13 protein-coding genes are annotated in these 14,143 nt (G+C 73.1%); 3 read left to right on the top strand and 10 right to left on the bottom strand.

The features are described from left to right. Positions 1-130: 130 nt before the first annotated feature. Together ACFXKZ_RS13590 and ACFXKZ_RS13585 are read left to right on the top strand one after the other, a co-directional pair. On the top strand, positions 131-1,066 hold the full coding sequence (locus tag ACFXKZ_RS13590; RefSeq protein WP_379999760.1) for a GNAT family N-acetyltransferase: 936 nt from the start codon (positions 131-133) through the stop codon (positions 1,064-1,066). Beyond that, on the top strand, positions 1,063-1,902 hold the full coding sequence (locus tag ACFXKZ_RS13585) for a SirB1 family protein (RefSeq protein ID WP_379999758.1): 840 nt from the start codon (positions 1,063-1,065) through the stop codon (positions 1,900-1,902). The genes ACFXKZ_RS13590 and ACFXKZ_RS13585 overlap by 4 nt, the downstream gene beginning before the upstream one ends. A 226-nt stretch (positions 1,903-2,128) precedes the next feature. Here ACFXKZ_RS13585 and ACFXKZ_RS13580 read toward each other — a convergent pair whose 3' ends face one another. From ACFXKZ_RS13580 to ACFXKZ_RS13560, 5 genes are all read right to left on the bottom strand, one after another. Then, the gene (locus tag ACFXKZ_RS13580) at positions 2,129-3,721 is read right to left on the bottom strand and encodes a cellulose binding domain-containing protein (RefSeq protein WP_379999756.1); all 1,593 of its coding nucleotides are present in this window, start codon (positions 3,719-3,721) and stop codon (positions 2,129-2,131) included. Between the two features lie 210 nt (positions 3,722-3,931). Next, a complete protein-coding gene (locus ACFXKZ_RS13575) occupies positions 3,932-4,537 on the bottom strand; it encodes a response regulator (protein WP_379999754.1) in 606 nt (201 codons plus the stop codon). Between the two features lie 10 nt (positions 4,538-4,547). After that, positions 4,548-5,765: a sensor histidine kinase gene (locus ACFXKZ_RS13570; RefSeq protein WP_379999752.1), complete on the bottom strand. Its 1,218-nt coding sequence runs from the start codon at positions 5,763-5,765 to the stop codon at positions 4,548-4,550. A 71-nt stretch (positions 5,766-5,836) separates the two neighbouring features. Beyond that, positions 5,837-6,553, bottom strand: a complete 717-nt coding sequence (locus ACFXKZ_RS13565) for an ABC transporter permease (protein WP_379999750.1) — start codon at positions 6,551-6,553, stop codon at positions 5,837-5,839. A gap of 8 nt (positions 6,554-6,561) precedes the next feature. Beyond that, complete coding sequence (locus ACFXKZ_RS13560; protein WP_379999748.1) at positions 6,562-7,512, bottom strand: ABC transporter ATP-binding protein; 951 nt, start codon at positions 7,510-7,512, stop codon at positions 6,562-6,564. Positions 7,513-7,690: 178 nt separating this feature from the next. Between ACFXKZ_RS13560 and ACFXKZ_RS13555 the strand changes: the two genes are divergently transcribed. Then, positions 7,691-8,410, top strand: coding sequence for a hypothetical protein (locus ACFXKZ_RS13555; RefSeq protein ID WP_379999746.1), 720 nt, complete (start codon positions 7,691-7,693; stop codon positions 8,408-8,410). A gap of 102 nt (positions 8,411-8,512) precedes the next feature. On the opposite strand, the gene ACFXKZ_RS13550 is transcribed toward ACFXKZ_RS13555, so the two are convergent. From ACFXKZ_RS13550 to ACFXKZ_RS13530, 5 genes are all read right to left on the bottom strand, one after another. Next, entirely contained in the window at positions 8,513-11,359 is a 2,847-nt protein-coding gene (locus ACFXKZ_RS13550; RefSeq protein ID WP_379999744.1) for a VanW family protein, read from the bottom strand. A 355-nt stretch (positions 11,360-11,714) separates the two neighbouring features. After that, positions 11,715-12,107, bottom strand: a complete 393-nt coding sequence (locus ACFXKZ_RS13545; protein ID WP_379999742.1) for a DUF6113 family protein — start codon at positions 12,105-12,107, stop codon at positions 11,715-11,717. A 10-nt stretch (positions 12,108-12,117) separates the two neighbouring features. Further along, the gene (gene mshB, locus ACFXKZ_RS13540) at positions 12,118-13,020 is read right to left on the bottom strand and encodes an N-acetyl-1-D-myo-inositol-2-amino-2-deoxy-alpha-D-glucopyranoside deacetylase (RefSeq protein WP_379999740.1); all 903 of its coding nucleotides are present in this window, start codon (positions 13,018-13,020) and stop codon (positions 12,118-12,120) included. Between the two features lie 46 nt (positions 13,021-13,066). After that, entirely contained in the window at positions 13,067-13,696 is a 630-nt protein-coding gene (locus ACFXKZ_RS13535) for a class I SAM-dependent methyltransferase (protein WP_379999738.1), read from the bottom strand. Between the two features lie 90 nt (positions 13,697-13,786). Further along, positions 13,787-13,981, bottom strand: a complete 195-nt coding sequence (locus ACFXKZ_RS13530; protein ID WP_380000028.1) for a DUF2304 domain-containing protein — start codon at positions 13,979-13,981, stop codon at positions 13,787-13,789. Positions 13,982-14,143 lie beyond the last annotated feature (162 nt).

The following is a 14,143-nucleotide window of genomic DNA, read 5'->3' as shown; positions in this document are numbered from 1 at the left end:
CGGTGGGCCGGGGCCTACTCCTAGCAGGTGGCCCTTACCTGTGGGCCGGGAACATGTCAGCAGACGTGGGCGGACGAGGTCAGCACGGATCGGGGATGCCGGACAGGTGAAGAGGATCACACCGCGGGATGTGGGCAGACGCGTGTCGGTGCGCCGCGAACTGCCGCCCGAGGACGCCGAGGCGAGCTATTCCGACGTCGTGGGCGACCTCGTGGACTGGCGCGACGGTGTGCTGACAATCACCCGCAGGGACGGCAGTATCGCCCGGGTGGCGGAAGCGAGCATCGTCGCCGCCAAGGTGGTCCCGCCACCCGTACGGCGGCTCACCCCGGCCCGCCTGCAGGACGTGGCCAGTCGGTCCTGGCCCGCCCCCGAGGTCGCCGCCTTCGGCGAGTGGCTGCTGCGCGCGGCCGGCGGATTCACCCGGCGGGCCAACTCGGTGCTGGTCCTCGGCGAGCCCGACATGCCCTTCCCGGAGGCACTCGATCGAGTGAATGCCTGGTATTCGGCGCGCGACCTGCCGACGCTGTTCCAGGTCGCGCACGAGGACCCGTTCGACCGTTTCCTCGACGCCGCCGGGTGGCCGGCCGAGGGCGACGCACTGATGCGCACCGGGCGCCTGGTGCGCGCGGCCGACGTGCTGCGCGACGTGGACGCGGGCCGGGTCGAGGTCGGGACCACCCTCACCGACGGGTGGGTCTCGCTCTACCACCGGGTCGCGCGACACGCCGGCGGCGCCGAGCGGCACGTGCTCCAGGGGCCCCCGGGGACGCTGTTCGCGACCGTGTCCGACCCGGAGTCGGGCCGGCCGGTCGCCATCGGCCGGGTGTGCGTACTCGGCCGCTACGCGGGCTTCGCCGGCCTGGAGGTGGACCCGGCGCACCGCAGACGCGGCCACGCGCGGGCGATCGTCAAGGCGCTGACCGACCGGGCGCTCGCGGGCGGCGCGGTCACCGGCTGGCTCCAGGTGGAGTCGGACAACCGGGCGGCACGCGAGCTCTACGACGCGCTCGGCTACACCGACCACCACGGCTACCACTACCGCCGCTCCCCGGCCGCCACGTGAGCGCTCCCGGGAATCCCCGCGACCGGTTCGCGGCGGTCGTGCGGGCCGACGAGGTGGATCTGGCCGAGGCCGCGCTGCTGATGGGCGTCGAGGTCGATCCGGCGTTCGATCCGGCCGTGGGAATCGCCGAGTTGGAGCGGCTCGCGGCGGCGGTGCGGGCCGAGGCGGGGCCCGGCTTCGACCCGCCGGGGGCCGCCGCGGCGCTGGCGCGGGTGCTCGGCGGGCGGGCCCGGTTCTCCGGGCACCAGTCCGACTACGCCGACCTGCGCTCGTCGCTGCTGCATGAGGTGCTGCGCCGCCGCCGCGGGTTGCCGATCCTGCTGTCGGTGGTGTGGATCGACGTCGGCCGCCGGGCCGGGCTGCCGGTATACGGCGTCGCGTTGCCGGGACATTTCGTGGTCGGGATCGGGGATCCCGACGGCGAGTTCGAGCTGGCCGACCCGTTCCACGGCGGGGTGCCGCTGTCGGTGTCCCGGGCCCGCCGACTGGCCGCGGAGGCGGGTGGCCGGCCCGGCGATCCGACGCTGCTGCAGCCGGCGCGGCCGACCGCGATCCTGCTCCGGATGTTGAACAACATCCGCGCCTGGGCGGCGCAGCCCGAGCGCGGGATCGAGGGTGCCTGGACCCGGCTGTGGGCCGTCGAGCTGTCCCTGCTGCTGCCGCGCCACCCGGCGGCGCTGCGCCACGAGCGCGGCACACTGCTCGCCAGGACCGGCCAATTCGCGGCGGGCGCGCGGCAGCTGGAGGAGTACGCCGAACTGGTCAAGCACATCGACCCCAAGGCCGCGGAGAGCATGCTCACCGAGGCGAAGGCGGCCCGGGCCCGGCTGAACTAGGCCCTGTCCGGCGGGACTCCTCGCCGCGCTCGCCGCATCGAGAAAGCACTCGAATCGAACAACCACAAGGTTGCCTCTTCGGTTCGCCGGCACCCGGCGGCGACCAACCCGGCCCTCGACCCGACCCATCGAAATCGGCCACACCCCGCCCGGCGCGGGGCCCGCCCCGAGTGCCGTGCGACCGCACCGGGCCGGTGGCCGGCGCCACGCCCGGGTCCGCCCGCGCTCAGCCGCCGAGTACGCGCAGGAACGCCTCCGGCTCCTGGGCCATCCCGCTGCACGTGGGGTCGGCGCCGGTCTCGGTCGCGGTGCCGTCGGCGCACGGTCGGTCCCGCGCGGCGGACCACCACGCGACTCGTCCCAGGTGGTTCTGCCGGGCGAAGTCGGCGAACCGGCGCGCGTCCTCCAGGGTGAACACCTCACCCGGCACGTCGTTGCGGCCGATCATCACCGTCACCGACACCCGCCGCCAGGCCTGTTCCTGGGTCAGATGCGGCCACACCTCGCGGATCTGCGCCTGGAGTGCGTGCGCGGCGTCGGCGGCGAAGCGGCCCATCCGTCCCTGCGGCCGGGGCGCGACCCCGGCGCCGTAGTTCATCGCCTTGATGTTCACGTAGGAGACCTCGACCTGCCGCGCGGCGGCGTCCCGCAGCAGCGCCTTGGCCTCGTCGCCCAGGCCCTGGAGCGGATGCACCGGCAGCGAGTAGCCGACGTCCACCCGCCGGTCCGCCCGCCGCGCGTCCTCCTGGAGCAACCGCAGCGCCGCGTTGCGCCGCTGCACCACATCGGGGCGGACCAGCGCGCGGCCCTCGATGTCCAGATCCATCGCGTCGGTCCCGGTGGCGTCCAAAACCTGCCGATAGGCGGCCACCAGCTCCTCCGGGCTGCCGCAGGACACCGCGAGGTCGGTGCCGCCGGCGCCGCCGAAGGCGACCCTGATCGATCCGCCGGCCTCGCGCAGCGCGGCGATTCGGGCGGTGGTCGCGGGGTCGTCGAGGCGGGTCACCCCGCCCCACATCGGCCGGCAACCACCGCCGTCCACGACATAGGCGAGGGTGCGGTCGCGCACGCCCGACGATCCGGCCCGGGTGGGGTCGAGCGTCATGTCCAGGTAGGGCGCGAGGTGTTCGATCGTGCCCGAGCGCGGCGTGGCATCGGTCGGGGACGCGGTCACCGGCGGGGCCGCGGGGGGCGACGTCGTCGCGCCGCCCCGGCCGGTGCCGGTCGGGGTCGGGGTCCCGGTATGCCGGTCGAGGCCGGCGGACGGGCTCGCGGCCGGCGTCGACCCGGGCGGGCCGGTCCGCTCGTCCGGTCCGGGCCCGGCCGACCCGCCGCACGGCTTGTCGTTGATCGTGCAGGCGGTCGGCCCGTCGGCGCGGACCGGCTCGGTCGCGGTCGGGACGCCGACTCCGTCCCGGCGGACCTCGAAGCCGACCACGATGCTCTCACCCGGCCGCAGCGCCCGGTTCCAGTTCTCGTTGCGCACGGTGTAGCGGCCGGCCGCCGGTTCGAGCCGGCCGTTCCATACGGTGGCGATCCGCGTGCCCGCCGGCAGGTCGAAGCGCAGGGTCCAGCCCTCGACCGTGTCGGAGCCGGCGTTGCGCAGCACGTACTGGCCGCTGTAGCCGCTGGGCCAGGATCCGGTGCGCACGTAGTCGGCGCTGAGCAGGTGATCGGCGTCGGACGAGTCCCCGGACAGCGCCACCACCAAGGCGGCCGGCAACGCGGCGAGCACGGCACTCGCGACGGCCCAGCGGATGCGTTCCCGACGGGGACGACGGGTGCCCGGTTCGGGACCGCCTGCCCGGTGCGACCCCATGCCCATTCCTCCGACATCCTCTCCGACGGCACTCGGGCCGCCGGGCACGAGGACTCTACCGGCCTTCGGGCCCCGGTCCCATCGATCCTCCCGGGGCGCCGGCGGGAAAGATCCGTTGTCCCACAACGGGGGATGACGGTCCCACATTCCGTCGGCGACCCGTACGCCACCGGGGCGACCGCGCGATCCGGACACCCGTACCGGCGCCGGTCAGAGCCAGCCGTTGTCGTGCGCGATGCGCACCGCGTCCGCCCGGTTGCGGGCGTGCGTCTTGCCGATGCACGAGGACAGGTGGTTGCGCACGGTGCCCTCGGACAGGCGCAGCAGGGTCGCGATCTCGGACACCGTCGAGCCGCCCGACGCCGCGCGCAGCACGTCGCGCTCGCGCTCGGTCAGCGGGTCGGCGCCGACGGAGAGCGCGGTGGCCGCGAGCGTGGGGTCGATCACCCGCTCGCCGCGCAGCACCCGGCGTACGGCGTCGGCCAGTTGCGCGGCGGGTGCGTCCTTGACCAGGAACGCGTCCGCGCCCGCCTCCATCGCCCGGCGCAGATAGCCGGGGCGGCCGAACGTGGTCAGGATGACGATCCGGCAACCGGGCAGTGCGCGGCGCAACTCGGCGGCGGCGGCCAGACCGTCGCGTCCCGGCATCTCGATGTCGAGCAGCGCCACGTCGGCCCCGCTCGCCCGCACCGCCTCGACCACCTCGTCCCCGCGCGCGACCTGGGCGACGACCCGGATGTCCTCCTCCAGGCCGAGCAGCGCGGCCAGCGCCTCGCGCACCATGGCCTGGTCCTCGGCGAGCAGTACGTTGATCACGGCCCGAACGTTAGCGGGTCGCTTCCGGTGCTCCGGGGGCAATCCGGCGCTCGGCGGTCTTTCCGGGAAGCACCGGGACCGAAGCGGTCAACCCGAACCCGCGCCCGTGCTCCCCGCCGCCGACCTCGATGGTGCCGTGGGCCAGGGCGAATCGCTCGCGCAGCCCGGTCAGCCCGTTGCCCTCACCACCCGTCGCGCCGCGCCCGTCGTCGCGGATGTCCAGTCGCCAGATCGCGCCGGTGTCCAGGCGCACCGTGCAGCGCCGCGCGCCGCTGTGCCGCATCGTGTTGGTGACCGCCTCGCGCAGCGCCCAGGCGAGCACCGCCTCCGCCTCCGGGTCCGGGCACTGCGGCCACTGCTCGGGCACCACGGTCAGCTCGATGCCCACCGCGCGCGCCGCGATCCGCGCGCCCGCCAGCTCGACCGCGAAGGTCGGCCGCCGGTAGCCGCTCACCGCCTCGCGCACGTCCACCAGCGCCTGCCGGCCGACCCGCTCGATGTCGGCGACCTGTTCGGCCGCGCGGTCCACGTGCTCGGGCAGGAAGCGGCCGGCGAGTTCGCTCTTGAGGGTGATCAGCGACAACGAGTGGCCGAGCACGTCGTGCAGGTCGCGGGCCATCCGCAGGCGTTCCTCGTTGGCCGAGAGCCGGGCCACGATCTCCCGGGCCTCGCGCAGTTCGACCAGGGTCTCCAGGAGTCGGCGCACCCCGATCATCACCCCACCGGTGAGCACCGTGACGAACGCCAGGACCAGCAGGTCGTTGCCGGCAGCGCCGAGCAGCACCCCGAGCCCGAGCCCGGAGGCCGCGCAACCCAGGATCCCCCACATCGACCACGGGAAGCGCAGCCCGGCCCCCACCGACACCGCGACGTAGACCATCAGGCCGAGCCAGGCGTCGTCGAAGGTCAGGATCAGCCCGACCGCGACCGCCCACAGCAGCAGACAGGCCCCCGACTGGGCCCGCTCGGTGTCGAGCGCCCGGCGCAGCACCGCCTCCACCCGACCGAACAGGCCGAACCAGCCGACCCCGCCGAACACCAGCGCGACGTAGCAGACCACCACCACGAGCAGCCCGATCGAGCCCACCGTCAGGCGCACCGGCCCGTACCCCCCGGTGGCCAGGTCGTGCACCACCGGGGTCAGGAAGAACAACCAGAGCAACGACCACGACATCCGGATGGCCCGCCCACGCGTCGAGTCCTGCCGTGTCGCGTCCGACCACCGCATGTCACGCGCTCCTTCTCGGGAACAGGTCCCACCACGCCTCGGGACCGTCCCGTCGGGCGAGCGGCCCCGGCTCAGGCCGCCACCTTCTGCTCGTCGCGACGGTAGCGCCAGGCGGCCAGCGCGGTGAACGCGACCAGGTACACGGCGAGCACCACCACGTCGGCGACGCGGGGCCGATGCCCGGCCAGTACCTCCCAGCCCAGTTGCCCGTAGCGATACGTCGGCATCACGTGGCCGATGTCCTGGAGGACCTGCGGAAACCCGCTCAGCGGGACCCACATGCCACCCAGCACCGCCATGCCCAGGTAGACCAGCATGAACAGCGGCTGCGCGGAGTCGGGGGCGACGAGGTAGCCGAGCCCGATCCCGAGCACGGCGAACACGAACGAGCCGAACCACAGCGCGATCACGATCACGCCCCACTGCCACGCGTCCAGCCGCACCCCGCGCAGGAAGCCGGTGCCCAGCACGAGCACGATCGCGGGCAGGCCGACCACCGCCGCCGAGACGAGCTTGGAGATCACGTACTGCCGCCCGGTGAGCGTGGTCAGCCGCAACTGCCGGGTCCAGCCGCTCTGCCGCTCCGCCGCGATCCGCTGCACACCGGCGCTGAGCACCGCGCCGACCGCGCCGAACGAGGCCATCGACACCATCACGTACGCGGACACGTCGGTGCCGTCCACGTCTCCCGACTGGCTGCCGAAGATCAGGTACATCGCGACCGGATACGCCAGCGTGAAGAGCAGGTAGCGCCGGTTGCGCAACATCCTCAGCACTTCGAGTCTCATCAACGTCCTCATGCCGGGATGCCCTTTCCTTCCGCCTCGTCCGCCTGCTGGGTGATCGCCAGGAACGCCTGCTCCAGACCGAGACCGGCGACCTCCAGGCCGCGCGGACGCAGGCCGGCGGCGTAGATCGCGGCCACCGTCTCGTCGGCGTCGCCGCTGCGGATGCGCACGGTGTGGCCGCTCAGTTCGATGTGCGCGATGCCGGGCAGCGCGCGCAGCACGGCCTCGTCCTGCTCGACCGCCCGGTCCAGGTCGAACGCGATCCGGCGCAGCCCGGCCCGGGCCTTGATCTGCGCGGCGCTGGCGTCGGCGAGCAACCGCCCCCGGTGCAGCACGAGCACCCGGTCGGCGACGTTGTCCGCCTCCTCCAGGTAGTGCGTCGCGAACAACACGGTGCGGCCCAGTTCGGCCTGCTCGCGCATGCTGACCCAAAACCGCTGCCGGCTGTCCACGTCCATCCCGGTGGTGGGCTCGTCCAGGACGATCAGGTCCACCTCACCCGCGATCGCCATCGCGAAGCGCACCCGCTGGGCCTGGCCACCGGAGAGCTTGTCGACGTTCTTGTCGACCAGGTCCTCGATGCCGGCGCGACGCAGCACGTCCGCACGCGGCAGCGGGCGCGGATGCAGGTCGCGGGCCAGGCCGATCATCTCGCCGACGGTCACGTCCGGCATCAGGCCACCGGTCTGCAACATCGCGCCGACTTGACCGCGCCGGATCGCGTCGCGCGGATCGCCGCCGAACAGCGCGACCGTGCCCTCGGTGGGCCGGCTCAGCCCGAGCAACAGGTCGAGCGTGGTCGACTTGCCGGCACCGTTGGGCCCGAGCAGCGCGACGGTCTCCCCTTGGCGCAGTTCGAGGTCGAGCCCGTCCACGGCGCGCAGTTCACCGAAGCACTTGCTCACCCCGCCGAGCGCGACGGCCGGCGCGGTCGTCTGTTTCCCAGCCGTGATCGTCATGCCCCCAGCCTGGCCGACCACCCGCGGCCGGCGAAGTGGGAAACCTCCTGATCAGGGCATGACAGATGTCATGGGCGCCGCACCCCGGCCGCGGAACCGGCGCGCCCGTCCGGACCTCACCGTGTCCAACCCCCGCGAACCGCCGCCCCCGCCCGCTCCCGGGACTAGCGTGGCCGCCATGGTGCGACTGACCGACTCCCAGACCGGCAAGTCCGAACTCGTGACCACCTCGATCGGCAGGCGGGTGCGGGTGGCCTACCCGAGCCGTTCGCTGCGCGCGGCGATCATCGCCGACACCTTCCGCCGGGTCGCCGGCCGACACCACCTGACCGTGACCGTCCACCACCTGCCCTATCGCGCGCAAGTGGCGGACGCCGCGGGCTACGGCCGGTACAACATGCCGCTGCCCGCCACGGGGCAGCCCGACGGCGCGATCGACCTGTACTTCGGCGAGGACGGGGACGAGGGGCCGCGCGCCCGGGTGCACGTGTTGCATCCGGCGGCGGTGGTCGACGCCGCGCCTCGCCGGCCGGTCCCGCACCCCGAGGATCCGCTCGTGCTGCGGCTGATCCTGCTCTCGCTGGCCGCCGACGAGCCGCTGCGCGCGGACCACGCCGGGTATCACGGGGCGGCCGACGCGACGGCCGTCCTCGCCGAACTGCGCGCCCGGACCGCCACGTGCGCCGAGTCCCCGTCCGCGCCGATGCCGGCCGCGGCGATCGGGCCGATCCACGCCGCGCTCGACGCCGACCTGGACACCCGCACGGCGATCCGGCTCCTGGTCGAGCTGGCCCGCGACGAGAAGGTGGCGCCGGGGGCACGCTTCGAGGCGTTGGCACACGTCGACCGGTTCCTGGCCCTCGACCTGTCACGGGACGTGGGCCGCGCCGGGCCGTGAGGCGAGGGCGTCGCGGGGCCGGGCCGACACGGCGAAGGCGGGGCCGGATCGCCTGTAGTTGCGATCCGGCCCCGCCTCGTGCGTCCGCCGCCTCGGCAGCCGCTAGTCGTCCGACATCCGTACCGGCAGTGCGCCCGGCGGGGGTGAGTCGGCCGTGCGGCCCTGACCCTCGCCCTCGCCCGCGCCGCCGGACTTGTCACAGGTGATCTTGTCGGCCGGGTCGTACTTGGTGTGGAACTTCTCCCGGGCGGTTTCCTTGCCGCCCTGGATGAACACCCGGGTCACGTCGATCTTGAACCCGTCCGACGCGGCCTGCTCCACGCAGCCCGCCGACTTGTCCACCACCGACTTGGGCTTGACCACGTCGTACTTGGTGCCGGGCTCGGCCTTGATGTCGTCGTACTTGCGGGTGCCGAACAGCGTCACGGTCACCGTGGAATCGGTGTACGTGGACTCCAGGTAGACGTTCTTCCCGGAGTCGTTCTGGAACTTCAGGTCCAGCGACGGCCAGGCCACCGTGGCCTCGCGACCGGGCGGGTAGCGGTCGATCCAGAAGCTGTGCGGGCGGTGCATCACGTCCTTGAGCCCGGCGAAGAACACCGCGTTGAACGTGGTCGTGGCCACCTGCGAGACGCCGCCGCCGAAGTCGGTCTGGAAGCGCCCGTTGTTGATGATCGTGCCCTTGGCGAAGCCGTTCTCCGCGGTGCGCTCGCCGACCGTCTTGTTCAGGCTCCAGGTGTCGCCCGGCTTGATCACCGATCCGGTGATCAGATCGGCGGCCCGGTGGATGTTGGTCAACCGGTACGCGGCGTACGGGTAGTTCGTGGTGTAGGTCGACATCACCTCGGTGATGCCCAGCTTGTTCGCCGCCTCCGTGGTCAGCGCGGGCTCGACCGGGCCGAGGTTGACCTTCGCGGTGCGCGCCGCGCCGGACTTGGTCAACACGGACAACACCGCGTCGGCCGCCGTGGCGCCGGAGACGCCCTTGCCGGACACGGACGGCACGACGGTGACCTTGGCGCCGGCCGTGAGCTTGCCCTCCACCTTGAACGTGGCGTTCTTCGGTTTCTCGCCGACCGAGGAGAAGGTCTGGCCCAACTCCTCCTGGAGACCGTTCGCGTCGATCCTGGGCTGCAACTTCCCGGCGGCGTCCGGGACCATGGTCAGGTACTTGGCCAGCGCCGGCGGGTTCAGCTTGAAGGACTTGGTACCGGCCGTCAGGGTCACCGGCCCCGACATCGCGGGCACCGCGAACTCGCGCATCGCCCGGTCCACTTCGGCCTGGGTGACCTTGGGATCGGCGGCCTTGGTCGGCAACGCGACCGGACCGCCGCCGTGCAGGAAGGCCGCCTCGACCAGCTTGATCGCGGCGGGGGTGTCCAACACCTTGCCCTTGGCCGGCGGCACCGCGGTGGCCTGGCCGCTTGCGAACGAGATCCCGCCGTCGACCTGCGCACCGCCGGCCTCGGCGGCCAGCGCTTCCAGCGCGGCGCCCAGCTTGACCGGGTCCACCACGGTGCGCGGCTGCGTCTCCCGGGTCTTGCCGAACATCGCGGGCACCGAGGTGAGCGGGTTCATCCCGCCCTTGCTCGCCTCGCTGACGGTCGCGCGCGCGTCCAGGAGCAGCCCGGACGCGGCCGGTTCCAGCCGCAGTTCCTTGCCGCCGAGGTCGAGCATTATCGGCTTGGTGGTGCGGTCGCCGAGCTTTTGTTCGAGCGTACGCACCGCCTCGTCGCGGGACTGGCCGCCGATGTTGACGCCGAGCACCGAGGTGCCGCGCGGCACCCCGCCGCCGGCGTAGGCCAGCGACACGCCGTACACCCCACCGAGGACCGCGATCCCGGCCGCGCACGCAATCAGCGCCTTCGGCCTGCGCCGCCGGGGCGGGGCCGGGGCCGGGCGCGCCTCGTCGGTCCGCTCCTCGGCGCCGACCGGGTGCTCCGCGGCGGTCCCGGCCGCGTCGGTCGTGCCGTACTGCGGGAACCCGTGGTCGGCGGCGTCCTGTTCCTGCATCGTGCGGTATTCGTACGGGCCGTCCGAGTCGCCGTCCAGGGTCCACCGCGGTGCCTCCTGCGAGGGCAGCGGGGCCTGACCGCGCAGCACCACCGGCGGGATCGGCCGCGATCCCGGGATCTTGATGCTGACCCGGGTGGTCATCGTCTGGTCGCCCGAATCACCCGCGTCTGCGGGCATTTCCGCGTCCGTGCCGCTCCCGGCCGGCGGGGTCGGCGCGGGGCCGGCCTCCGGCGTGCCGAAGCCGGCGATCAACCGACGCCGACCCACCCGGTTCGGCAGCGCGCCGCCCTCGGGCGCCGACCGGGCCGCATCCGAGGCGCCCGGATCGATCGGGTGTACGACCGGCCGGCCGCCGGTGCGGCCGACCTCGTCCGGGCCCGGCCCCGACGCTCCCGCGCCGTGTTCGCCCGCGACGCCGTAGCCGGTGTTCGGCGGTAGCGGCCGTTGTGGCTCGTGCGCCGGCGCCGGTCCGGGCTGTCCCGGCACATACGGCGTGGCCGGCGCGTCCGCGAACGGCACGGGTCCGGGCGCACCGGTGCCCTCGGTGGTCAGGCTCCTGGCTCCGGAGGCGCCTGGGACCCGCTGCGGCAGGCCGCCCGGTCCCGGCGGCGGCGCGGCCGGCTGCCGGGGCGGCTGCGCGACGGGCGGCACATCGTCGTCCGCGCTGGGCCACGACGAACCTCCCGGCGGCCCCGCGACGGGCGCGGGCCGGGGCGGTTCGTCGTCGAACCACGACGCGAACTCGTCGTCGTCCCCGAACGGATCGGGAGACGGATGCGGAGACGACGCGGGCGCGGCGGATCGCTCGCGGGCGGCGGGCGCCGCCGACGACGGCCGCCCGCGTCCGAAGAACGGATGCGGATCACCATCGTGATCGTCGCGGCGCGGCTGCGCGCCCGGGTCGTCGGGCGTGGGGGGCTGGTCGTTACTCACGAAGAACGAGCTCTCCGACAGCTGAAGGTTGCGTGGCGGCGCACGGCCGCCCCCGCCCGGGATCGGACGGTATCCGGGAAAGTGCGACGGCGGTGCGTTGACACCCGCCGCGTGCGGGTCGTGACACGGCCTTCGAGGGATCTGGTGCTCCCCGCCGAAGGCACGTGGGCGAACTCGGCCACCGAGGTTGCCCGGTACGACGGGCCGGAGGAGTCGGTCGCGACGGCCCCATGGACAGGGCATGACACGTACCGCACCTCGGCACACACAATACTGCGCTCCTGCCACACCGTTACCCCGCACCGTCGCGTGCCTCCCGGCACGCGCCGTCGGCAAGCATGGCTGCGCAAGGGGTTCACCTCGTCCGCGTCTTCACCGATTCACCCGAAAGAAGGACGGGTTTGATACCGCCCCAGGGGTAAGTGGCGGCGGCAACACCGAAGATGGTGCCACCCAGGAGGTAGATGTACGAGAGGAAGCCGCTGACGAAGATCCAGTCGCCCTCCGGCTTGGTCCAACTCGCCAGCCACAACACGGTGAGCATCCAGGCACCGACCGGCACCGCGGCCCCGGCCTTGGCCTTCAGCAGCGAGCCGCCGGCGACGAACAGGCCGCCGCTGCCCGCGAGCGCGACGATCAACCCGGCGGGCGGGTAGGCCGCCTGGGTGAACGCCCCGATGAAGGCGATCACCACGCCGAGCAGGAACAGCACGACGTATGCCGCGACGCGGCCGGCTTTCTCTGGCACGAGGGCTACCTTACGGGCGCAGTCCGGCGAACAGGTCGTCCTCGCGGCCGTCCGGGCCGGTGGGCCCGAGGTCGCCGCGGACCAGTCGATAGTGCTCGACCGCCATGATGCTCTGGCCGATGTTGTTGGACAGCGCGAAGAAGCCGTCCTCCACCGAGACCTGGGTGGGATAGGCGCGCAGCGCCTCGAACTTGGCCTCCAAGTGGGCACCCGCGTCCACCGCCGTGGTGACCTGGTCGTCGTCGACCGCGAACGGCAACTCGTCCACCTCGACCGCGGTGAACGGTACGTCCTGCCCGGCCTCGATCATGCGCTCGATGCCGGCCTTGAGGATCGACCGGGGCATCACGTTGTAGTAGATCTTCGCGATCGTCCACGACTCGCCCTCGCCCTCGGCGTGGGTCGGGTCGGCGGCCAACTCGGCCGCGCGCAGCGCCACCCGGTGGGCCTGGATGTGGTCGGGGTGGCCGTAGCCGCCGCGCTCGTCGTAGGTGGCGAGCACCTGCGGCCGCACCTCGCGGATCACCGGCACCAGGTGCGCGGCGGCCTCCTCCACGTCGGCCTGCCAGAAGCAGTCGGGCCGCGCGTTGCTCGGCACACCCATCATCCCGGAGTCGCGGTAGCGACCCGGACCGCCGAGGAACCGCTGGTCGGAAATGCCCAGCGCCTTCATCGAGTCGGCGATCTCGGTCATCCGGTGCGCCCCGAGACCGTCCTCGCGGTCGGCCGCCAGATGGGCCAGCTCGGGCACCAGGATCTCGCCCTCCTCGCCGAGAGTGCAGGTGACGAGCGTGACGTGCACACCCTCGGCCGCGTACCGCGCCATGGACGCGCCGTTGTTGATCACTTCGTCGTCCGGGTGGGCATGGACGAGCAGCAGTCGCAGCGGGCTCTCGGTAGTGCGTTCGGTCATGCGCGACAGCCTACGCGCGCCCGCGGACACCCCCGGGACCGCCCGTTCAGGTCCCGCGCCCGGGCGGCGCCGCGTGCACCGCGACCAGGTAGTCGCCGCCGGGCACCCAGGGCTCGCGGTCCCATCCGGCGTAGCGGGTGCGGCGCACCAGGCCGGCCGCCGCGCACGCGTCCTCGTACTCGGCGGCGGTAATCGTGGCCCCGACCCCGTCCGGGCCGCCCGCGAGGCTGAATCCGCTGACCAGGATCCCGCCCGGGCGCAACATCGCGGCCAGCGCGCGCACCACCTCGGCCTCGCTGCCGGGGGTCAGGAAGATCATCACGTTGCCCGCGGCCACGACCAGGTCGAAGCTGCCGCGCCCGCCGAGCTGCAGCGGGTCCAGGTCGGCCAGATCGTCGAGCACCCAGGTCAGACCGGGCGCCGCCGCCTCGGCCTCGGCCAGCATCGACGCGTCCAGGTCGACGCCGACCACCTCGTGGCCCTGCCGGGCCAGCTCGATCGCCACCCGCCCGGTGCCGCATCCCGCGTCGAGGACGCGGGCGGGCTCGGGGAGCAGGTCGTGGCAGAACCGGGCCTCGCCGTGCAGGTCACGCCCCTCGGCCGCGAGCCGGCGAAACCGCTCGGCGTATTCGGGCCCTCGGGTGCCACCGGTATTGGCCAGCCATCGATTGGTCATGACAGACCAGCCTACAAACCCCGGCCCACAGCCGACCCGGCAGCGACCTCACGGCCCCACGCCGACGCGGCTCCCGCTCGAACGGCACCCTCAGAAATGAATCCCGTTCACCACTCCCGCGAAGCTCGTGCCCGCGTCGCGGATCGAGGGGGCCATCGACGTCGCGGAGAGATAGAAGCCGAGCAGGGCGCAGATGATCGCGTGCATCGGCTTGAGCGACGACTTCCGGACGAAGAAGACGACGGTGACACCGAGCAGCAGCACGGCGGAGACAGACACCACCACAGTCACGCACCTCCTGTGCGCAGGGACCCGCAGTTCGTGCTCGGGGAAGCCGGCCTGTGGGCCCAAAGGGACATGTCTACACACAGACTGTAAGCCAACGGTCACGAGTCGCGTTCACTCGTTCAGCGGGCGCGAGGTGGTGTTCGTACGGCTGTCCGCACT

The organism is Embleya sp. NPDC059237 (genome assembly GCF_042754105.1).
Lineage (GTDB): Bacteria > Actinomycetota > Actinomycetes > Streptomycetales > Streptomycetaceae > Embleya.
This window is presented reverse-complemented; position numbering and strand designations above follow the sequence as displayed.